The sequence below is a fragment of the Variimorphobacter saccharofermentans genome, from assembly GCF_014174405.1.
GTDB lineage: Bacteria > Bacillota > Clostridia > Lachnospirales > Lachnospiraceae > Mobilitalea > Mobilitalea saccharofermentans.
Window position 1 is genome coordinate 3,120,692 of sequence record NZ_JACEGA010000001.1, and the last position, 23,192, is coordinate 3,143,883.

Genomic DNA, 23,192 nt, shown 5'->3' on the forward strand with positions numbered 1-23,192 from the left:
TTTATAGTTAAATTATTATTCATACGGATATATTCTCTTGTAGATGCTAATTATATCACTATCATTAATACTTCGTAAAGAATTTTATTATGTTAACGATAATTTTGGATAATCAGTTGAAGATTTCGAAAACCATTATACTCATTAATTCTCGGATAATAGGTAATGGTAAGTTTGAAATTAACTCCTCTTCCGGTTTTTAATCTTTCTTCTTCCTCCCTACCATAGGTGTTGCAGATATAGGAAAAGAATTCGTTAACATCTCCAAAATAAATGGCCTCCATCTCTTTGCCATATTGGTTCTCCAATCGAAACCGTAACCCACATGCATTCTTACCCATAACAAAAGCGGACTTGATCCTTAGATCCTTCTCTGCAAATACAGGCTTTTCATTTCCCTTTCCAAAGGGCTCAAGCCGTTGCAGTTCCTGTATCAAGCTTTCATTTATATATCCTAAGGGAAGATGAACATCGATGGAAACCTTCGGAATTAACATCTCCTCTGTCAGGTTTGTGTTCTCGTTTAATGCTCTTCTAAGTATATCTATGTTTTCCGGAAGTAGCGAAAGACCTGCTGCCATTGGGTGACCGCCCATCTTAAGAAATAAGTCTCGGCATTTAGACAGTTCCTCTACCATATTATATTGTTCTATGGATCTACCGGAACCTTTTACACATTCCTTAGCATCCGTTAGTATAATCGTCGGTCTGTTAAACCTTTCTCTTACTCTTCCCGCTATAATACCGGCTATACTCTCATGACAGTCAGGAAGATAGACCACAAGCACTTTATCCTTCATCATGTCACTTTCATTGATCATCTTTATTGCTTTCTCTGTATATTCTGCGGTCATTTCCTTTCGGACATCGTTCAGCATTCGAACCTCACCCGCTAATTCCACAGCCTCCTCCTTGGTACAGGCTAACAGAAGATCCATGCCTTTTTTGGCCGTATCTAATCGACCTGAGGCATTCAGACAGGGACCGATTACAAAGCCCAAATGAAAAGCTGACAGCTGTTCCTTATCAATTCCGCAAGCATCCATCAAAGCCAATAAGCCTTTATTTTCTGTATTTTTAATTAAGTTTAACCCAGATTTTACAATGATACGATTTTCATCAACTAAGTCCATAACATCGCATACCGTTGCGATAGCAACATAGGTTATCAGCTCATCGAGAAAAGCTTCCTTGTCAGCCACATCAAAATATGTCATTAATGCCATACTTAACTTAAATGCGATTGCCGCACCGCACAAGCCGGGGTAGGGATATGTACAATCCGGTTGCTTGGGATTAATAATAGCATCTGCCAAGGGAAGCAGGTACCCGCTATCCTCATTATGAACCAGGTCATGATGATCCGTTACGATTACCGTCATTCCATTATCTTTCGCATATGCAATTTGCTCGATCGCAGCAATTCCATTATCACAGGTAAGTATAGTGTCCACTTCATCTTCTATGGCTGCCCCTACCATCGCAGCATTTATTCCATAACCATCCTTGATGCGGTCCGGTATATCATAATCCACCTCTGCCCCTAGCTTCGTAAGTGTCTGATACAGAACATAGGTTGCGACTACCCCATCCACATCATAGTCTCCAATAATTCGGATGCATTTATGATTATGGATTTTCTCAGTTAGAATATCACAGGCTTTTCTCATATCTTTCATTAAGAATGGATCATATAAATTCTCTTTTTTCGGATTTAAAAAAGCGGTGATTTTCTCAGAATCAGTGTACCCTTTATTAACCAGACAGCGTGCAAGCACTTCACTGATACCACATTGTTGCATGAGCTGATGAAAATCCGCTTTTTTATTCTTGATTACCCAATTCTCCATGTGGCCTCCACTTTCGCACACAACCCTGAATGCTCATCACATTCTACTGACTTTCTTCCGCTACCTTTATCATAATCGCACATTCCACACGCTTTTTCTGCAGTTCACAGCCAATATCATAAGCATCATTAATATTACCATGAAAATTATAGGAATTTGCTGCACAACCACCACTGCAATAGAATTTAGCAAAGCAGTCCCGGCATTTATCCTTGGAATATACATTACAGCACTTGAATTCTTCCCGTATCTCAGGCTTTGTCACGCCTTCAAATACATTTCCCATAAGATACTCCGGAATTCCAACAAATTGATGGCACGGATATAAATCCCCCCAGGGAGTTACTGCCAGGTATTCCGTTCCTGATCCACACCCTGACAGACGTTTTGCAACACAGGGACCCCCGGACAGGTCGATCATAAAGTGGAAGAAGTTGAATCCCTTGCCTTGTTTTTTCCTCTCTATCATCAGTTTTGCAAGCTTATCGTATTCATCAAATAGGATTGGTAAATCCTCCTTCGTAATCGCATAAGACTCTTCCGGTAAAGCCACGACAGGTTCAACGGAAATCTGTTGGAAACCGAGATCTGCCAAATGCTTAACATCATCGGAAAAATCAAGGTTATTGTGAGTAAATGTTCCTCGAACATAGTAGTTCGTTTGATTTCTGCTTTCAGCAAGCTTTTGGAATCTCGGAAGAATAACGTCATAGCTTCCTTTCCCGTTCCTGCTGGGGCGCATTTTATCATGAACTTCTTTTCTTCCATCAATGCTTAATACCACATTACTCATTTCTTTGTTAGCAAATTCCATCACTTCGTCATCCAATAAAATTCCATTGGTCGTTAGTGTGAAACGGAACTTCTTGTTATGAAGCTGTTCCTGTTCTCTGCCATACTTAACCAAATCCTTCACTACCTGAAAGTTCATCAGTGGTTCCCCTCCGAAGAAATCCACCTCCAGGTTCTTACGGTTACCGGAGTTTGCAATTAAGAAATCAAGGGCTTTTTTACCCACCTCATAACTCATCAGAGCACGGCCACCTTTGTATTCACCCTCCTCCGCAAAGCAATATCTGCACGCCAGATTACAATCATGGGCAATATGTAAGCAAAGTGCTTTCACAACTGTGGAACGTTGCTTAAAATCCTTAATATAATCCTCATAAACATCCTTTGTAAATAAAGAGCCTTTCTTTTTCAGTTGCTCCACATCTTCTAAAACCTCGCATATCTGTTGAACCAAGGCTTCTACATGATCTGTAAAATCTTCCTTAGGTCCGTCTTCTATCTGAATCAGCCCTGCATACTGAGGCTGTGTGTATTTCTGAACCATTGCTTCTACGATACTTCCTTGATCATTATTCTCATACATCTCAATGATATCATAAGCCAAATCGTCGACTACATGAATCATTCCACTATTAACATCCAAAACAATATTATATCCATTACTTTTATATTGGTGAACCACGGTTTTTCCTCCTAATTCTATGTATGTAACTTTATATTCACAATCTGCTATCCTTTGCGTTATGATGATGGAAGATTTTACAACGAATGGGACTGTCACAAAATATCTTTCATAAATATAGCCCGAAAAATATTTTGAGGCAGCCCCAAATACAAGATCCTTCTCTTGTGTTTGTCATAAACCGGATGAAAACATATTATTCCAATTCTTATATATGCTAGAAAGTACGCTTTACGAACCTTCTATTGTCACGAATTACATAAGGTGTCTCAAGAGATTCGCTTCTTAAGACACCTTCTATTTTGTCGTTCATCCATTTGCCTGATTGCGTCTTTATGTACTGAAAACTATTTGTTTTCGCAGCTTTGATTACCTACTGTACAGGAAGTTTTGCATGCTGACTGACAAGAAGTCTGGCATTCTCCACATCCGCCTTTTTTCATAGTATCTTTCAGATTCTTTGTGTTTAAAGTTCTGATATGTCTCATTATTATCCTCCATTTCTACGCAGATAACATTAAATATGTGCCACAACAACCAGGGCACAAATCATATCTGCTTTTTGAGCAACAATTTATTTTTTGCTATTATACCATATGTATATGCATAAGAAAAGTATTTTTTGCAATTCTATTAATTATAAAATTGATAATAATGGAAATGTGTATTGAAACAAGCAATTACAGTATGGTATAATGTATGATGTCGTAATCGATACTACTTGCCACAATTATAATACCAAGGCAAATAACATAAGAAAGGAATGATGCGGTACGTCAAACAAATATATAATAACAACGGATACAACCTGTGATTTACCGGATGATTATTTAAAACAGCACGACATTACTATTCTACCGCTTTATTATAGTATGAACGGTACAGTATATGGAGAAGATAACAAGCTGGAACCGGAAGAATTTTATCGAATCATGCGTAGTGGTGCCATGCCGAATACAATGGCAGTGAATCCAGATACCGCCAGACAGATCTTCACTGATTTGTTGGATCAGGGTTATGATATTATACACATTGCTTTTTCATCTGCTCTTAGCGGAAGTTATTCTGTTTCTGCTACAGCAGCCCGGGAATTATGTGATGAAAGACCTGGAGCGAAGATTACTGTGATTGATTCTCTGTGTGCGTCTCTTGGCGAGGGATTATTGATTCATAAAGCAGTCCAAATGAAGGAGAATGGCAATACCTTTGACGAAGTAGTGGAATGGATCGAGAACAACAAGCTCAATCTATGTCATTTATTCACGGTAGATGATTTACACCATCTGCATCGTGGCGGACGTGTATCAAAAGCTACCGCAGTGATTGGTACATTAATCAATGTTAAACCGGTTCTTCATGTTAATAATGAAGGTCGTTTAATTCCTCTAAATAATGTTCGGGGTAGAAAAAAAGCTTTGATATCCTTAGTCGATCAGATGGAGGTACGTATTAAGGACTATAACGGGAAGAACGACATCATCTTCATCAGTCATGGTGATTGCTTCGAGGATGCTCAATTTGTGGCCAATCTAGTCAAGGAACGCTTTGGTATTAAGGAAAACCTCATCCATTTTGTTAGCCCTACTATCGGTGCTCATTCCGGCCCTGGAACGGTGGCATTGTTCTTTATGGGTAAGGAAAGATAACATATGGTATCATCTAAATAGAGAGGTGCATTTTCTCAGATGCTACCTCTCTATCCTGTATTTGACTATATAATTACTCAATCTTGAAGCTTAACGGAACGAATTACCACTATGAAGATTACTTACCACTTCTGATACTCGTCTTTTTGCTTCATCTCCGGTACCGGAGCTCTCAATATAATCCACCAATTGCTTTCTACTACTTTCCGGTAACTGTACAAAATTCGTCATTGCATCCATGTCCAGTGCCAGTTTCATTCCAAGTCCAACCGGAAGCTGATGATCCTTATCTATCAAACTCATAATACTAATCCTCCTTTTATCATTCATCAAGATTAGTATTTGATAGATTATTTAATTTATGTAAAATGTAATTTCCTATTTTTACATGTATCAACAATTATCATAAGCAATCATATGAGACAGTATTAGAGGCATTATCCTGACTTATATCACCCGCCTGGCTTTTTACAGGCTCTTCAAATCTTATGATAAGGGTTAACACAAATCCAAGGATAAATCCTATTACCATAGCGATTAGGAATGTCCAGAAGCCTTCACCGAAATATACCACTAAGGTTACCATGGATGGGAAGGCAAAAGAAACCGCTGATGCACTTGAGGTTCCAACAATGCCTCCTCCAATTGCACCAGCAATACAAGCTGCAATCATTGGTCTCTTTAACGGAACAGTTACCCCATATAATACGGGTTCGGTAATTCCCAGTATTGCTGTAATAGATCCCGACATGGAAATCGACTTTAATTCCTTATCCTTTGTCAATATACTCACCGCCAGCGCAGCACCTGCCTGCCCCATAACCGCCGGTCCCAGGAGCGGTAGTATTGAGTCCATGCCTAATGTACTGATATTATCTATAATAACCGGAACCAGACCCCATTGTAATCCAAAAACAACCATTGGTTGCCAGATCAGACCAAATATCACTCCTGCAGCAACCGGACTTAAATTATACAATAATGCATATACTCCTGCCAAAGCTTCACCAATCATAGATCCTAAAGGTCCAAATACCAAAAACGTTATTGGAGTTACAACCGTCAAGGTAATCATTGGCTTTAAAAAGCCCTTTATGGCATTGGGAAGATATTTTTCCAAGGGTCGTTCCACATAATGTTGCAGTCCCACAGCCATAATAATGGGAATAACGCTGGAAGGATAGGTTACCTCCCGTATGGGAATTCCAAACAAATCCATCTGAGTTCCATTCTTAAACAGTGCGGTGATATCCGGATATACCAGCGCTGCTGCCAGCATAACTGAAGTAAAGGTATCTGCTTTAAGCTTCTTCGATGCAGTAAACGCAAGAAATACAGGAAGGAAATGGAAAAACCCATCCGATATTGCATAAAGCATCTGGTATGCTCCATCTGTCTGTTGAAGGAGATTTGCATTCACCAGCAGCATCAGAATCCCCTTCAATAAGCCTGCTGCCATTATTACATTAACAATTGGGATAAATATCCCGGATATAATGTCCATTACTCGATCGAACAAATTCTGTCCACCTGATCTTTTCTCTGTTGTGCTCATATAAGTCATACTCTCTCTTTCTATTCTGCTAAGCGGATAAATTCTTCAATTAAATCTTCCACTGTTCTAAGACTGGTACGCCAAAAGTCTGGATTTTCCAAGTCTATCTCTGCTTCCATCGCAGCATCTTCTACACTCATTACGGTTGTAGCCTTTAGTAATGCTTTGTATTTCGGTATAAAATCCTTTCCCCCTGTTTTGTATTTTTCATATAGTCCTCTTGCCAATAAACCTCCGAAGGCATAAGGGAAATTATAAAAGCTTAAGCTTTCTGAATAATAATGCCCCTTTAAGACCCACATATACGGATGAAGATAATCGTGATCCAATCCATCTCCGTAAGCTTCCTTCTGTGCATCCAGCATCATCTCTTTTAATTCATCTGCAAAAAGGAAACCTGTTTTACTCTTTTCAAATACTGCGCTCTCAAACAGGAAACGGGAATAAATATCACAAATAATCTGTGTTACATCCTGCAATTGGCTTTCTATCAGTGCCAGCTTCTCTCTTCCCGTAGTTTCCTTAATTGCTGCTTCCATAATCAATGCCTCATTAAAGGTTGAGGCCGTCTCAGCCACTGGCATACTGTAATCCACATTGAGAGGCAGATGATCCTGAATGTTTAATCCATGGTATGCATGCCCCAGTTCATGGGCCAGTGTTACCACATCACTAAAGGTACCTGTGAAATTCGTTAATATCCTGCTTTGCTTCACAAAGGGGATATTCTCGCAGAAGGCACCTCCAACCTTACCCTTACGTGGGTAAAAATCAATCCACTCATTATCATAAGCCTCTGCTACCATATCCGCAAGATCATCGGAAAAACCACGAAAATGCGTTACAAGGTAATCCTTCGAATCCTCTATGGTAAATTGGGTAGTGCTCTCTCCAATGGGAGCAAACAGATCATACCAAGGGAGTCCACCCCTGTGTCCCATAATCTTCGCTTTGTGCTTCAGATATTTATGAAAAGAAGGTAGTGTATCCTGAATTGCCTCCAGCATAGCATCCAATGTTTCTTGTTTCATCTTGGACTGCATCAGTGTCATTGCAAGTGGAGATTCATATCCTCGTAATTCACATATGGTGTTTACCTGCGTCTTTATATTATTAAGAGAATAGCTAATCGCATCTTTGATTTTTTCGTATGCCTTAAGTTCTGCTGCATAAGCATCTTTTCGTACCTCAGCATCCTCACTATATGCTTTATTACGAACCTCAGGAAGAGTAATCACATTATCCCGGTACTCTACTTCCAATGTTGAAGTAAGAAAGCTCTGCATACTTCCCCAGGCCGAGCCCGCTGATACATTTAATTTTCCTATAACATCTTCCACATCATCACTTAGTAAGTAGTATGATTCTTTCTTAAATTCTGTGAATAGATACTCGTAAGCTTTCAGCTTAGGATACTTCTCATAATAAGATTCCATCGCCTGAATGCCTGCAATAAATTTCTGTATCATTGCGATGGGTTTTGAAAACAAGCTGAACTGCCTTTCGAAGCTACTCATCTCATTCGCCGTCATACTATCTGTAGTATTGACGGACTGACGAAGAGTAACATAATATCCGATTTTACTTCCCAGAACCTTATACTCTTCGAGATAGTTCACAGCCTTTAACAGCTTATCCTCCTCTGAGGTATCCGACATATTAAGCTCATTGCACAGGTCCGTCATCTCCTTCGTGAGCTGCTCAAATCGTTTTCTATCTTCTGTATATTTGATATCATCATATCCTTTGTATAAAACATCTAACGACCATTCCTTATTCATTGATATTTTCCTTTCTATTTCTTTTTTCAATAGGTAATTGCGAAACGAAATAATTCTAGCCATTGTTTATACTGTATATTTTAATGCATTGTACGCTTTTTATGCCTCCAATCAGCCTCTGTATTAATGAGACTTCTGTGAAATCCTTAAGTATTTTAGCACTTTACTAAAAATATGTATATATATATGTATATATATTTTTTTAATTGCATATCTTACCTATCATTCTTCCAATATTCGCTGATAAAGATTCGCTTCATATGGACGCAACTCATCAGCGGGCTCCGAATAATTCGATAGGATCAGCCTATAATCGCCTTTCATTCTGGTCTTTTTCATACTGTCGATACCCAGATTACATTCCACATAGAATTCCTCCGGTCCTTCCTTACGAAGGTACGCAAACAGGTTCTTTTTCTTTCTGTTAATCGGTATAAATTCCCCATAGATTAAAGTGTTATTTTCTTTTCTCAATCGAATGAGATTTCGGTAAAAATTCAGGATAGAATTCTCCTGATGTAATTGCTTCTCCACATTCCACTCCAGATAATCGTCATTGGGGCTAATCCAAGGTGTTCCCTCCGTAAAACCGGCATTTTTCTTATCATTCCATTGCATTGGAGTTCTGGCATGATCTCTGCTACCGCTTAAGATGATTCGAAAAGCCTCCTCCTCTCCCTTTGAAGGAACCAGTTCCTGATACAAATTAATGCTTTCCACATCTCTTATCTCGTTAATCGAAGTAAACTTCTTATTCACCGCACCTATTTCCTGTCCCTCAAAGAGAAACGGTGTTCCCTTCAATGTCAACTGAATCATGGCAAGAAGCTTGGCTAAGGTCTCACGATAAACCGGATCCGGGTTAACCTTGGAAACCATTCTGGGATTATCATGATTTTCATAAAATAATGACATCCAGCACTGGTTCCCGTAGTGTTCCATCCAGTAGCACATATAATCCTTTAAGTAATTCAAATCATATCGGTATTCATCAAATCGTACATGCCCTGGCGCTTCCAAATGATCAAAGGAGAACACCATATCCAACTCTTTCCGTTTCTCTCCCGTTAACAGTTTACTCATCTGCATTCCAATGCCAGGGGTTTCGCCCACCGTGAATGCATCGTAGGGCTCAAATGCCTCTCTTCTTAATTCTTTCAGATATTGATGAAGCTTCGGGCCATAAAAATAATGTTCGATTCCATAATAACCGATTAATTTTCCGATCTGCTCATCTCCGTCGGGTAAGCCACTCTTTTTCGAAATATAATTGATTACATCTAATCGAAAACCGTCCACACCCTTCTCCAGCCACCAACGGATCATCGTATGGATTTCCTTTCGTACCTCCTCATTTTCCCAATTTAAATCCATTTGCTTTTTGGAAAATAAATGGAGTCCCCATTCCTCATTCTTTTCATAATAATTCCATGTACTGCCACTAAAAAAGGAAGTCCAGTTATTAGGAGGCTGTTCATTTTTCGATTTTTGAAACAGATAATAATCATGATATTTAGAACTCGTATCCTTGATTGCTGCCCGAAACCATGGGTGCTCATCCGATGTATGATTAACAACCAGATCCATAATCAGCTTCATTCCACGGCGATGTATTTCATAAAGCATTTGGTCAAAATCCTCCATCGTGCCAAATTCCTTCATTATGCTATAATAATCCCGTATATCATAACCATTATCATCATTGGGTGAATCGTAAATAGGAGAAAGCCAGATTGCATCTATCCCAAGTCCTTTCAGATAATCCAGTCTTGATATAATCCCCTGAATATCTCCCACTCCATCCCCATTGCTATCTTGAAAGCTCCGCGGATAGATCTGATAAAATACTGCTTCTTTCCACCAGGTCTTCGTAATATCAGAGGTAGGTTCTTCCGGTACATCCTCTTCACTATTAAGAAGATCTAGCAAAGCATCATAGAAATCCTCTCCTATGGATTTTCTCGTTAATCGTGCTATGGTTTTCAAACGAAGGTTTCCAACGATTGCATTCGTAATAAGCCTCTCTTTTTTATTTGTCTGTAACAAAAGCTTACTCAAAATATCGTGCCCAATGGGGTTGGCATAAATGTCTTTTACTTTACTTTTCTTACTGAGTATTTGTTTCATAATGCAATCAAACCTCCTTTAATTATATTGACTTTCATTACCTGTTAAAATATACTTTATTTATGTGTCATAAGACATCTGTAGATATTTATCATGTTATGGATTCCTTGAATCCGTATTAAATTTTTACCAGGGGGGTAATACTATGCAGACAAAGAAGCTAAATTTCTTTGAGCAGATTTACTATGCAACAATCCGGCCTAACCAGTATTATCGTTTGACAAAGGTAAGTGGTGGGCGGTTAACCGGATTTATCTTTCTATTTATATTCCTTATCAGTTTATTTTCCATTATACCTTTGTTCATCGAAACCTTTGGTTCTCACGGTATCTCTCAAATGCTAAATGAAATACCTGATTTTGAACTGAGTGGAGGACAACTGTATGTGGAAGAGCGATATGAATTAGACGAAGGTGGTTCTTATATTCTTATCGATACCAGTATAAACCGTTTTACTGATGAGGATGTTCCTGATGGTTATTATCAATGTTTATTAATCAGCAGAACGAACATGATTAATGCCAAAAGCTATGGAAGGACACAGGAAGTGCGTTTCAGTGATATACCAGGCTTACATTTTGATAATGACAATCTTGCATCCCTACTTCCATTTTTCTATCTGATTATTATAATCGCTGCTGTGTTTATTTATCTTTATTTACTTGCTATCTATTTACTAGGAGCATTAATCTACTCACTTGTTGGATTATTTGTAAATTATTTAGGCCATGTAAGGCTTACCTATGCGGCAATATTCAAAACAGCCATTTACAGCAAGGTTTCAATACGTATTCTGTACTCCATCATTGATTATTTTGGTTTGTCATTGAATGGCTATTTCCGAGGACTAATTGCTATTCTGGCCACCTGCGCCTATGTTGCCTTTGGTATCCTATCCCATTCCTCTGAGGAAGCTCACAGGGAAGTTGGAATACCCGGAGGCTATTAAAGACCTTATTCCTTATTACGGTTGTGCTCAATCATCGATGCAACCTTATTCTCATCCAGATGATACAGCTTCATAATCAATAGCATGACCAGATAACCTGCTACTGGGATAAGACTCATAATAACCCATATACCATGTAAGGCCTGTTCGGATTGTCTCTCTGCTTTTTCAATATAGCCAAAGAGATTCAATAGAATGAGACACAGGGTATTACAAAAGGCAGCAGAAAGCTTCGTCACAAAGGTCTGTATGGAGAATGCCATTCCTTCGGTACGTTCTCCGGTGACATAAGCACCATACTCAATACAATCAGCAGTAAACATTCCATAAAGCATAAGCGGTATCTGCATAAATACAACACGAACTGCTGCTATTATTAGAAAAACCGTAAGATTATCGTATCCGGCAAAATACTGTACAATACTCAACAAAATTGTAGCAATAGAACCGGATACGGTAAGCTTTTTTTTGCCGAATTTCTTAATCAGGAAAGGCAAAAATGGAGCCATAAGGATGACTGGCAGAATAACCACACCCATAATAACGGTCACCATTGCTTCATTCCCCAGATTGGAGTTTGCAAAGTATACCGCCATGATTTGCAGCGTATTCGTAGTTCCAATTGCCATATATCCGAGGTAGTAAAGCAGCAGATATTTATTCTTAAACAAATATTGAAAGATCTTGATAAATGAGATATCCTCACTTCTATGATACTGAACCCTTTCTTTTGCCTGGAAGGGAAGAGGCAACATTACAAAGAAGGAAACAAGACAGTATATTCCAACAGTAACAAACCAGTTCGTCTCCTGCTTTATACTCATAAATACTGCACTTGTAATGGCAGCAACTGCAGCTGCAAGTCTTCCGTAGGACATTAATTTATCCCTTTCATAGGGTAAGTCACTCATTACAGTAGATAAGGAAAACAAGGGTGCATCAGAAATGGTATACACAATATCAAAGATTATGTAAGTCACATAAGCATATGCCAGCTTGAGAAGATAAGGTCCCTCAAAGGAAAGAAACAGGAATAGCATCGATGCCGGCATAGCAAAGGTTACAAACTTCAGCCAGGGAAGATACTTTCCCTTCTTAAAGTTACATTTGTCTACGATGGCTCCCATAAGTGGATCATTAATCGCATCCCATACCTTAGCGATCAGCAAAAGCAGAGTGGTATCTCCCAGTGATAACCCAACGTGCTCTGTATAAAAATAAGTCAAAAACTGAAAGGGTATAACATAGATAATATTCTGTCCCAGAAAAAAACCTGCATAGGACATTCGTTCCATTCTTTTCGTCTGCAAACTATTTTTCTCCATAATTGCTCCTGTACAACGATACTCATGATCCAGTAAACATTGTAACTCCCTTTCTTTTATTTTTATAACTATATCATACCGCAGCATATGGAAATTCTCAACTTCAATGAGAAGGAATATATTATACAAAACTCTTTTCATTTATATTGTTCACTGCTATACTATTATTGTATATGTGGACATGTATTCCAGAGGAGGCATTTTCATAAATGGAAGCATCTAATAATGAAAATATAGAATTTATCAATAATATAAAAGAACTGGTTAAGCATGAGAAAATTCAAGAAATGAGGAACTATATTCAGCACGGTAATACTACTACCCTAACTCATTGTCTTATCGTATCCTATTATAGTTATCAATTATCACGTCGACTACCCTTTCATATGAATAGAGGAAGTATCATCCGGGGAGCTATGCTCCATGATTTTTATTTATATGATTGGCATAAACCGGAAGAAAGTCAGAGATTACACGGTTTTGTTCATGCTAAATTTGCTCTTGCCAATGCAAAGAAGTACTTTGATCTGAATGATATCGAAGTAGACATTATAAAGACACATATGTGGCCATTAACACTTTTCCAAATTCCAAAATCAAAAGAAGCACTTCTTGTATGTTGCGTTGATAAGGTTTGCTCTTTACTTGAAACGTTATATATCCCGACTATGCCAAAGTGTTACAGACAGCTAATGCGACTAATCAATACTGGAAAAGTATTGAATCTGGGATAATTCTGCCATTCATCCTGGTTCGATTAAATGGGGAAGTTGTATAATACAATAGGGGCTATAACTTACCAAATTTTGCAACCCGTCCTTCCGTCTGTGTGTGAGGTAAGTCATAGTCCCTATTGATATATTATACCACTGCCCCATTTGTGGCATATTTAGACTGTATTGAATTACAAATGTAATCCTTCATCAAATCCTAACATAATGTTCATATTCTGAATTGCTGCACCGGATGCACCCTTACCCAGATTATCAAGACGGGTCATTATTAATGCAGTACCCTTTGCATCATTACCGAAGACAAATATTTCAGCGTTATTGGTATCATTGCAGGCTGTAATATCTATTGCTCCATCAAACAAGAGCAAATCATCTGCAAAGGGCATTACCTTTACAAACTTCTCATCCTGATAATGCTCAGATAACAATGTATGAATATCCTTCGCATTCATTTTCTTCGATAAAAGCTTTGTATGTATTGATACCAAGGTTGCCAGTCCTTTATAGTTCTGACCAAGTATCGGTACAAAAAGCGGGTCCTGTGAAAGACCGGATCGCATTGTCATCTCTGGCAGATGCTTATGGTTCAAGGTGAGACTATACGGTCTTGGAGCCTTAGTATATTCATTCTTACCATCGTTAGACTCATACTTTTCAATCAGTGTTTTTCCTCCACCGCTGTACCCAGTAAGGCTTTGGCAGACTATCGGGTAATCCGGAGACATTACCCCATGATGAACCAAAGGATATACAGATAAAATAAATGCTGTTGCATGGCAACCCGGATTACTTACTCGCTTACTTTCCCTGATAGCCTCTCTATGTTTCTTTGATAATTCTGGTAATCCATAGGTCCAATCAGAGGCTGTCCGGTATGCTGTGCTTGCATCAATAATCCGTGTATTTGGATTTGTAACAAGGCTTACTGCTTCACGGGATGCATCGTCTGGAAGACATAGAAAAACAATATCAGCCGAATTTAAGCATTTTGCACGCTCCTGTGGATCACGACGTTTATCGTAATCAATCGTAATCATTTCAAGCTCTGTATATAAGCTTAATCTTTCATGTATTTTTAAACCGGTTGTACCGGATAATCCGTCAACAAAAATTTTATTCTTCATAAAACCTCCCTCTGCACAGATAACAAGCATATGCATGTATATTTATTCAATAATTTATATTAATATACATCTGTAAGCAAAGCTTGTCAACTCTTTTTTCGCGATAAGATCTCTTAGGATAGAATCCGACTATCTACTTCTGTCATAGAAAATGAACTCATAATTTACTTGCTTGTCATTAGTTTCAGTACGAGGCTGCTGCACTTTACCAGATCATCCATATGTGTATATTCCTCAGTAGAATGTGACTTATGCATTCCACAGGCCATTACAATGCTTGTAATTCCGTTTCTATTAAAATGATTACTATCACTGCCTCCAAAGGTTTCAATCAACTTCACTGGATATTGCAATGATTTGCACGCATCTGTAAAGCGCTCCACCACCGGATGGATAGCATCCACTTCATAAGCCTGGTAACCGCGTGGTAATGAGAATTGAAGCTCAGCACCGTGGTTCACTGCTGTTTCTGTAAACACCTGCCTTATCTTCTCTAATTCCATCATACATTTATCATGCTTTAAGCTACGTACCTCACCCATTATGTGGCATTCCTCAGAGACAATATTCGTCGCCTTTCCACCTTTAATGGTCCCTATATTCACCGTAGTTTCTTCATCAATTCTTCCCTGCTTAATCTTTGCGATAGCTTCTGCTGCTATACTGATCGCATTGATTCCCTGCTCAGGCGCAAAGCCGGCATGGGATGCCTTACCGATTATCTGGACCTCAAATGCATAATGAGAAGGTGCTTTCCGTGCAGCCGTTCCAATTGTTCCATCCAAATCTAATACATATGCTTCCTTTGCTTTTATTACACTATAGTCAAATACCTCACTTCCCTGAAGGTAGATTTCTTCTGCTATCGTAAACAGTACTTCAATACTTCGGTGCGGTATTTTCTTTTCTTTAATCACGCGTAATGCTTCTAGGATTGCTACAACACCTGATAAATCATCCGCTCCCAAGACTGTTGTACCATTTCCCGTAATGGTTCCGTCACTATGTATGATAGCTTTTTTATTGCGGCTAGGTTCCACTGTATCCATATGGGAAGAAAATAAAAGCGGATTTCCCTCCACTTCTCCCTTAAGAAAGCCGTAGATATTCCCACAGTTTCCCTGCTTCTTCTTACCGGCCATGTCTTCTGTTACCTCGAAACCCAGTTTTCTTAGCTCATTTATCAAGGTATCTGCCATTTCTCTTTCCTGTAAGGAAGGGGAATCGATCTCTACCAGCCTGCAAAAATCGCTGACTATTCTATCTTTATTAACCATTTCCTACCTCCGTTCTCCTAGTCTTCCGTGACTTGCAATAATGCTAAGCATAAACTAGTCTTAAATATGAAGCTGCCTCACATAGAGCTTCCAACAGCATCAATTAAGGATTTGCCCCTATGAAGCGCATCCAAAGTGTCTTTTCTTAATTTCTGATATAAATAAAATACTTGCTGGGCATAGTCAACATCGTAATATACCTTCCATGCTCCGCAAGCAATATAATCCTTTCCACACTTTCGAATAAAAGCTTTCACATCCCGGCAGGGATATCCAAGAAATATTCCAATTTCATGGGGGAACTCCCTGCCGGATATCATATAACCCTGATATCGATCTCTTAAAGTCCGAATACATTCCTTCAGGATATCGCCTTCAAAGCAGTATCCATATTCACAGAGAAACTTCCTGTTCTCATTTGAAGTTAATGTACCCTGTAGGATGGAAGGATTATAAATAAAAAGCATATAATTTCTATTAGTCTCATATAAAACATCACATCTGCAGGAAAAATGCTCTAACTGAATACGAATGCTTTTAAGAACTCCATCCTTGCATCCTGAAAAGTAGCTCCTTGTATTAACGAAGCATGCCGGCTTTACACCAATTAGCGTTGGTACACAGTGATTTGCCAGCAGCCTAGTACTGTATAATTGCAGCTTTTCTATACTCGTATGATATAATGATCCACTCATCCGTAGATAAACTCCCATCCCAGTATTTATAACGATAGGATGTACACTTTATCCTATTCTCATACGATATAATCAATATTGCTCCTTTTCTCTAATTTTCTGAAGTTCCTTCTTCTTTCGATTGATATGATGCTCCTTCGCTCTGGGATAATACTTGTCGCATTTTTGACAATAACCGTGGTGATTGGCTTCCCTACCCTTCTTGCATTGACCCAATGCCTCATAATATAGACAAACTGTCTCTCTCAACTTTGCCATAGATACCTCCACAAAAGGATATTCTTATTCCAAGACATTTGTCCATATTTTATTTTTCACGTTCGGATTAATACCTTTAAGCTCAAACAACTTTCCAATATTAACAAATTCAAAATCTCTCTCCAACATACCAGGTATAATAGTCTCCAATGCTTTCACTGTATTAACATTGCCAACTAAATCATGAAGGAGTATGATATCCCCATCCTTCACGTTGCTAAGAATCATGTCAGCCCGGTCTTCTGCCGATACCGTCGGATCCCAATCCAAGCAATTTATTCCGTTAATAAACGGCAGATCAATACATTCGTACATCTCATCACTTACTGCTATGAAGGGAGGTCGAAAGAATGTTGGCGCAACTCCTACTATATTATAGATCAAATCACTTGTGTCCTGAATCTCTTTGATGATTGCCTCCTTTGGCATCTTATCCATAAAGGGATGAGTCCAGGAATGATTTTGAATATCACAGCCAAGACTGATTTGTCTTTGTATCAGTGGCTTTGTACTCTCTGTAATTCTTTCTCCGATGAGGAAGAAGGATGCCACCACATGATACTTCTCCAGTAGGTCTAATACCTTGGGTGTTATATCAATATCCGGTCCGTCATCAAAGGTTAATGCAACTAGCTTCTTGTTCATAATTTTTATCCCCTTTCCAGTGTATCCTGTAGAATGTTCATTATATTTATAGTAATAATTAGGGTGTCAAAAGTCAACAAAGGAGTGTTTCAAAGAATATTACCAATTATTGACTGCATGTTCCGCAAAGGAAACGATATTATCTATTTTCAACTCCGTTCCATCGTCTAATATCACTTTTCCACTGAATGATCCAAATAACTGATGGCAGCAATTATTTACCCATAGCAGCTTTGTACGGGTAGTCCGGTCATAGGTTGGAGTCATAATAAGGTCTAGTCTTCCCTCTTTATCATATATATGCCATGGTTTCATATAATCGGATTCCAGTTCGAAGACAACCTCACCCAGCTTACTCACCGAATCCCCGTAGAATAGAATATTTTCTGTAGCTGCTTGGGTATTACCAAATCCGCAGCCAAGATTAAAGCCAAATATCTTATCTCCAACAAACCCGGTACCATTACTCCAATACCATTCATTATGAAATGGCCATACTCCGCGACCCCAGTCTAAGATGCCAAATGATTCTGGCGGTGAAAAATAATATTCTTTTCCTTGGTATTTCACAACACCATCTGCAAGCATACAGTTTATTTTCTGATTATAATAAAAGGCAGTAGGAGCTTCGTCAAACGGTATTGTTATTACAAGAGAGTTCATATTCTGTCTGGTTAATACGATATTTGCTTCGAAGTCCTCCCATTTACAGTAAAGATTTCTTGTGTTACGCTTAGCTTCGATACTCAAATCCACGGACTTTTTATGATAACTTATCACATGATCCTGTTCCGCATTCTCCGGTAAATGCAGGGAATTAAATGGTAGTACCAGAAAGTTTCCCTTGTCTACGAGCATTTCTCCCTTCGTAAAGTCAAACATCATGATTCCAACCTGTCCTGCATAGGACGCATGTCCGACAGTAAATTGCAGACACATGTTCTGATCTGAAACCTGATAAAAATCCCACTCCTTGATACGAAAAGGAGAGGCTTTAATCGCCTTTCTTTCATATGTAAGAATGCTTCTTGTTGAGTAGCCTGGATTGGGTACTCCCTTTTCATCAAGCACCGGACCGGGATGCGTAAATTCTTTCTGCATAGAAAACTCCCTTCTATTAATAGATCGTAATAGCTGCTCCACTATTATTTATAAACATGCAAAAGTGTAACAAAATTATATATGCATAACGACACCAAATATACCATATGTTAAGCCATATACCTAAAGCTATTTTAACATACAACGCTTACTCATGAAACAGAATAGGAACTTTCTCCTGTTTACTGACATGGAATAAACCAGTTGTTGTCAACCGAATCTCTGGAATTACCGGTAAGCTGACAAATGCCAGTGTCATAAATGGATCAATTTCCTCCGTTACTCCCAGCGTTCTGGCAATTGCCTTCATTTCATCAATTTTAGAGGCTAGAGTCGTAGCATCTAAGTGACTCATTAGCCCGCCAATCGGTAATGGGAGGGACCCTATGACGGAACCATCCAATGCAATAGCCCATCCGCCGCCCATATTCTGAATGCAGTTTACTGCTGTCGCCATATCTTGATCATTGACTCCCACCACGATTATATTATGGGAATCATGGGACACGGAGGAGGCAATTGCTCCTTTTTTCATACCATAACCATTCACAAATCCCAATCCAATATGGTGTGTATTGTGATGTCTTTCAACAACTGCAATCTTTAAGATGTCCTGCTCTGTATTAATCTGCGGTTTTCCATTACTAACAGGAACCAGAAGCTCTTTGGTAGTGATTTCTCCTTTCATAAACTGGATCACACGAAAGCTTTTATCCTCTTTATTTAAGTGAGATGCCGAAAGTTCGAAGTCTTCCGGTAATACGCTATCGCAATGTACTGAATGTTGCACCTTCTCCAGAATATGATTGGAGATCTTGGGTTCTTTACACTTCAACATTTGGCCCTTCTTATATACAAGCTGACCCTTTTTCCATACCTGTTCAACCGTGACCTCTTTCAAGTCGGATAAGATTATCAGATCTGCCTGGAATCCAGGTGCAACTGCTCCCAAATCTCTTAATCCAAAGTAAGATGCCGTATTAAGCGTCGCCATCTTTATCGCTATGCAAGGGTCCGCACCTAGCTTAATTGCCTTCCGGATTATAGCATTAATGTGTCCCTCCTCCAGAAGTTCATTCGGATGTCTATCATCCGTAACGAGCATCGACCTTTGGTAGTAAGGATTTTGAAACAATCCGATTAAAGCTTCCAGGTTCTTGGCTGCAGTCCCCTCACGAATCATAATCCACTGTCCAAGTCGAAGCTTTTCTTTTGCTTCTTCCAAGGAGATACATTCGTGATCTGATTCTACTCCAGCTGCTATATAGGCACATAATGCTTTGCCATTCAGCCCCGGAGCATGGCCATCAACTCTCTTATGGTTATCGCTTGCATCAGCAATCTTCATATGCAAATCATCATTTCCATTGATTAATCCCATATAATCCATTACTTCAGCCAGTCCTAATACCCTTTCATCAGAGTAAAACTGTTTGAGGACTTCCGCATTGAGTTCAAAACCATTTTCATCCATGTCAGTTGCCGGAACACAGGAAGGTAATGCTACATAGACATCCAAAGGTAGGTCCTTTGAAGCCTCCAGCATATATCTTATACCATCCACACCACATACATTTGCTATTTCATGGGGATCCGTTATCACGGCAGTGGTTCCATGTTGCAGTACTGCTTTTGCAAACTCCACTGGCTTCATCATGGAGCTTTCCAGATGAATATGTCCATCCAGGAAACCGGGAGATACATACTTACCAGTACAGTCAACCTCCGTAACACCTTCATACTGGCCTATTCCAACAATTTTACCACTGCAAACCGCAATATCTCCATGTTCAATGCGTTCTGTAAACACATTAATAAATCTCGCATTCTTTAAAACCAGTTCCGCTTGTACCAAGCCTTGTGCGGCAAGTAACTCCCTCTTCTGCATTCTCTCACCCTTTCAAAGGTGTATTCTATATTAAATGTTATTATATCATATTGGATAATATTAGTATTTACTCTATTATAATACCTTATAACATATCCTGTAAATCAATATTCATATAGCAAAGAACAGTAACTAATCACATTGACACAAGTTGGTAAATTTCGCACGTCTAATAATTATAGATATAAAGAAGCTGCCGAAAACAACACGAAATTAAACTCTGTTTTCAGCAGCTTTCATTATCTACTTATCATAATAAAGTATTCCCAGAGTATTAGGTCCACAATGACTGGATATAACCCCTCCTGCCCTGGTAATAAGAATTTCTTTAAAATAATTTAGACTCTTAAGATAATCATAGGTTTCCTGCTCAATTGCAGGGTCAATTCCCGAATGGGTTATAAATACCCTCTCCGGATCAGCCTGCAATAGCATAGGCTCTAAATCCTTTCCATAATTACGGATAACCGACTGTTGTTTCCCCCGGTACTTTTTTGCGACACCCATTTTCCCTTTATTAACAGATATCATAGGTTTTAGCTTCAAAGCATTTCCAAAAAGAGCTGCAACAGCGCTGCATCTTCCGCCACGGTGGAGATAAGTGAGCGTATCAACCACAAAAGAGGCTCTAACCTTCTCTCTGCACGCTTCGATTTCCTTAACAATCCAATCAGCTGACTTACCTTGTCTCGCATATTCTGCAGCACGCAGAACCTGTAAGCCGATACCGGTTGACAAGTTCTCAGAATTAATAACCCAGATATTCTGATAGGACAACTCCTCTGCTGCCATTCTGACAGTCTGACAGGTAACTGACATCTCTTCCGATATACCAAAGAATATGATATCATCCCCTGCTTCCACCATAGGACGTAACAGCTCAACAATATATCCTATCTCCGGTGCAGCGGTTTTGGGTGTTGAATTTACCTTTTCTGCCCATTCATAAATTTGATCCGGCGTAATTTCTTTCCCATCCAAATAGCTTTTCATATCCAATACAATATTCAATGGTATGATTGATATATTATATTTATCCAATAACTCTTGTGATAAATCACATGTACCATCCGCAACAATTGATATCTTGCCCATGCTCTCCTCCATAAGGTGTATTATTAATACATAAACATCTAATTCAGGTTACCAATTCATTTATCCCTACTTCTTATTATAGATGTTTTTGTCCGATAGACAAGAGCTTTTTTATTCGGAAACATGGATCTAAGTATACGGTGGAATATTGCATAGCCTAATACACCGAAAAGATAAAACTTATTTGCTAACTATGCTTGATAAATTCCGTTCCGCACTTCGGACATCGAACTGCAATCTTCCCTTTCCCCCTGGGTATTCTGATTTTCTGCTTACAGGTTGGACAAGTGTAGATATGATGGGTTTTTCTCTGGAGCATCCTATTTTTTTGTCTTTCGATAAAGAATCTTAATTTGTTAACAATTCGTAAATACACTTCGTTTTCCGAGGCTCTTTTATATCTGTTCTTTGAAAGCATACGTACATACATTATGATAAGTATAGCTACACCTGCAAAATAAAAGAGATTGCTAACAAGCATTGATAGAACAACACATATTAACATAATGACCAGTAAAAATCGATTTAACTGATCATTCCCGTATCTTCCCTGCATAAAGCGATATAGCTTTTCTCTCAATCATTTCACCCCTTCCTGGCTGTCACATGAATCACCTGTATATGAAGAGTTTCACATGCAAAACTTTCTATACAATAAAAATCACTTGCTGATTATTATAATATAAGCTTAATCCCGGTGTAATACAATTAAGAAAATCTATAATATATAAAATTTATGTAAAGCATATTATTTAATCCAGATACTGTGCGTTCTTCGGGATTGTACTATAAGCTTTTTTAAATGCTCTGGAAAATGTAGAATAATTCTTAAAGCCGCTTTGAAAGCAGGCCTCTGTAACCGTACAACCGTTTCGTAATAAATTCTTAGCAAGAAGCAGACGCTTCTCCGTAATATAATTTCCTATTGTATATCCAGTCTCTTCCTTGAAATAGTGCATCAGGTAGTATCGGTTCAGGAAGAAGTGCTCTGACAAATGATCAATCGTAATATCCCGGGTTATGTTTTCATTGATATATTCTATCATGTGAAGCAGCTTCGAGTTCCCTAAACTTGCATCAAGATAATTAATATGATTAGAAATGACGGTTCGATTGAGCTGAATCATAAACTCCAAAAAGAGTATTTTCTGATAAAGTTCCTTGGCAAATGCATTATCTGAAAAGGAATATTCTAATTCCTTACACACCTGGTAAAGCTTACTTTTGTCAAGGGAGGTCACTCTAAGTACATTGGAATGTTCATTTTTTGCCCGTTCAAAGCAATTATTCAGATCACTGTCCTTTTCTGAATAGGAGTCCAGGAACTTGGTAGACACATAGATAATAATTCTTTCATATTCCGAATCGTCCAGCACAGCCGGTCTATGAATTTCTCCGGCATTTACCAGCACGATATCATAAGGCTTTAGCAAATAGCTTTTACCTTCAATGGTATAATTAATATTTCCCTTCAGAAAAATCATGATCTTATTGAAATCATGATAATGGAATTCATATATTTTTCGTTGTCGATCCAGAATATGAAACATTTTAAAATCATGATTCAGATACCCAACCTTCTCAAATTCCTTCAATCTCATCATCCCTCTCAGTAAGCAATAACCGGTACTTAATTTTATTTTATAGCATTATATGCAATATTTAAAG

At 38.6% G+C, this 23,192-nt stretch carries 21 protein-coding genes; 3 read left to right on the top strand and 18 right to left on the bottom strand.

The features are described 5' to 3' along the window. Positions 1-92: 92 nt before the first annotated feature. The 3 genes from recJ to scfA form a co-directional block, all read right to left on the bottom strand. Entirely contained in the window at positions 93-1,850 is a 1,758-nt protein-coding gene (gene recJ, locus H0486_RS13605) for a single-stranded-DNA-specific exonuclease RecJ (RefSeq protein WP_228353510.1), read from the bottom strand. Positions 1,851-1,893: 43 nt separating this feature from the next. Next, the gene (scfB, locus tag H0486_RS13610) at positions 1,894-3,324 is read right to left on the bottom strand and encodes a thioether cross-link-forming SCIFF peptide maturase (protein ID WP_228353511.1); all 1,431 of its coding nucleotides are present in this window, start codon (positions 3,322-3,324) and stop codon (positions 1,894-1,896) included. 347 nt (positions 3,325-3,671) lie between these two features. Next, positions 3,672-3,812 carry a six-cysteine ranthipeptide SCIFF gene (gene scfA / locus H0486_RS13615; protein WP_228353512.1) on the bottom strand — a complete coding sequence of 47 codons (141 nt, stop codon included), beginning with the start codon at positions 3,810-3,812 and terminating at the stop codon, positions 3,672-3,674. A gap of 300 nt (positions 3,813-4,112) precedes the next feature. On the opposite strand from scfA, the gene H0486_RS13620 reads away from it, so the two are divergent. Continuing rightward, entirely contained in the window at positions 4,113-4,970 is an 858-nt protein-coding gene (locus tag H0486_RS13620) for a DegV family protein (RefSeq protein ID WP_228354441.1), read from the top strand. A gap of 90 nt (positions 4,971-5,060) precedes the next feature. On the opposite strand, the gene H0486_RS13625 is transcribed toward H0486_RS13620, so the two are convergent. The 4 genes from H0486_RS13625 to H0486_RS13640 all read right to left on the bottom strand — a co-directional run bounded on the left by H0486_RS13625 (position 5,061) and on the right by H0486_RS13640 (position 10,433). Next, positions 5,061-5,273: a hypothetical protein gene (locus H0486_RS13625; RefSeq protein ID WP_228353513.1), complete on the bottom strand. Its 213-nt coding sequence runs from the start codon at positions 5,271-5,273 to the stop codon at positions 5,061-5,063. A 100-nt stretch (positions 5,274-5,373) separates the two neighbouring features. After that, positions 5,374-6,534 (bottom strand): PTS transporter subunit EIIC, encoded by a 1,161-nt coding sequence (locus tag H0486_RS13630; protein ID WP_228353514.1) that lies wholly within the window; start codon positions 6,532-6,534, stop codon positions 5,374-5,376. A gap of 11 nt (positions 6,535-6,545) precedes the next feature. Beyond that, positions 6,546-8,306 carry a M3 family oligoendopeptidase gene (locus tag H0486_RS13635; protein WP_228353515.1) on the bottom strand — a complete coding sequence of 587 codons (1,761 nt, stop codon included), beginning with the start codon at positions 8,304-8,306 and terminating at the stop codon, positions 6,546-6,548. A gap of 222 nt (positions 8,307-8,528) precedes the next feature. Further along, positions 8,529-10,433, bottom strand: a complete 1,905-nt coding sequence (locus H0486_RS13640; protein WP_228353516.1) for an alpha-glucosidase — start codon at positions 10,431-10,433, stop codon at positions 8,529-8,531. Between the two features lie 145 nt (positions 10,434-10,578). On the opposite strand from H0486_RS13640, the gene H0486_RS13645 reads away from it, so the two are divergent. Further along, the gene (locus H0486_RS13645; RefSeq protein ID WP_228353517.1) at positions 10,579-11,382 is read left to right on the top strand and encodes a DUF1189 family protein; all 804 of its coding nucleotides are present in this window, start codon (positions 10,579-10,581) and stop codon (positions 11,380-11,382) included. Positions 11,383-11,387: 5 nt separating this feature from the next. Here the strand turns inward: H0486_RS13645 and H0486_RS13650 are convergent, their stop codons facing one another. Beyond that, positions 11,388-12,707 carry an MFS transporter gene (locus tag H0486_RS13650; protein WP_228353518.1) on the bottom strand — a complete coding sequence of 440 codons (1,320 nt, stop codon included), beginning with the start codon at positions 12,705-12,707 and terminating at the stop codon, positions 11,388-11,390. A gap of 209 nt (positions 12,708-12,916) precedes the next feature. On the opposite strand from H0486_RS13650, the gene H0486_RS13655 reads away from it, so the two are divergent. After that, entirely contained in the window at positions 12,917-13,441 is a 525-nt protein-coding gene (locus H0486_RS13655) for an HD domain-containing protein (protein ID WP_228353519.1), read from the top strand. A gap of 170 nt (positions 13,442-13,611) precedes the next feature. On the opposite strand, the gene argC is transcribed toward H0486_RS13655, so the two are convergent. From argC to H0486_RS13705, 10 genes are all read right to left on the bottom strand, one after another. Further along, a complete protein-coding gene (gene argC, locus H0486_RS13660; protein ID WP_228353520.1) occupies positions 13,612-14,565 on the bottom strand; it encodes an N-acetyl-gamma-glutamyl-phosphate reductase in 954 nt (317 codons plus the stop codon). A gap of 164 nt (positions 14,566-14,729) precedes the next feature. Next, positions 14,730-15,842, bottom strand: coding sequence for a M20/M25/M40 family metallo-hydrolase (locus tag H0486_RS13665; protein WP_228353521.1), 1,113 nt, complete (start codon positions 15,840-15,842; stop codon positions 14,730-14,732). 77 nt (positions 15,843-15,919) lie between these two features. Continuing rightward, positions 15,920-16,537, bottom strand: a complete 618-nt coding sequence (locus H0486_RS13670; RefSeq protein WP_228353522.1) for a DUF3793 family protein — start codon at positions 16,535-16,537, stop codon at positions 15,920-15,922. 72 nt (positions 16,538-16,609) lie between these two features. Further along, entirely contained in the window at positions 16,610-16,795 is a 186-nt protein-coding gene (locus H0486_RS13675) for a hypothetical protein (protein WP_228353523.1), read from the bottom strand. Between the two features lie 24 nt (positions 16,796-16,819). After that, positions 16,820-17,440: a polysaccharide deacetylase family protein gene (locus H0486_RS13680; RefSeq protein ID WP_228353524.1), complete on the bottom strand. Its 621-nt coding sequence runs from the start codon at positions 17,438-17,440 to the stop codon at positions 16,820-16,822. 99 nt (positions 17,441-17,539) lie between these two features. Beyond that, positions 17,540-18,541: a DUF2804 domain-containing protein gene (locus H0486_RS13685; protein WP_228353525.1), complete on the bottom strand. Its 1,002-nt coding sequence runs from the start codon at positions 18,539-18,541 to the stop codon at positions 17,540-17,542. A gap of 148 nt (positions 18,542-18,689) precedes the next feature. Then, a complete protein-coding gene (gene ade / locus H0486_RS13690; RefSeq protein WP_228353526.1) occupies positions 18,690-20,429 on the bottom strand; it encodes an adenine deaminase in 1,740 nt (579 codons plus the stop codon). 243 nt (positions 20,430-20,672) lie between these two features. Continuing rightward, positions 20,673-21,524, bottom strand: coding sequence for a DegV family protein (locus H0486_RS13695; protein ID WP_228353527.1), 852 nt, complete (start codon positions 21,522-21,524; stop codon positions 20,673-20,675). 187 nt (positions 21,525-21,711) lie between these two features. Continuing rightward, positions 21,712-22,104, bottom strand: coding sequence for a zinc-ribbon domain-containing protein (locus tag H0486_RS13700; protein ID WP_228353528.1), 393 nt, complete (start codon positions 22,102-22,104; stop codon positions 21,712-21,714). Positions 22,105-22,276: 172 nt separating this feature from the next. Continuing rightward, positions 22,277-23,119, bottom strand: coding sequence for an AraC family transcriptional regulator (locus tag H0486_RS13705; RefSeq protein ID WP_228353529.1), 843 nt, complete (start codon positions 23,117-23,119; stop codon positions 22,277-22,279). Between the last annotated feature and the right edge of the window lie 73 nt (positions 23,120-23,192).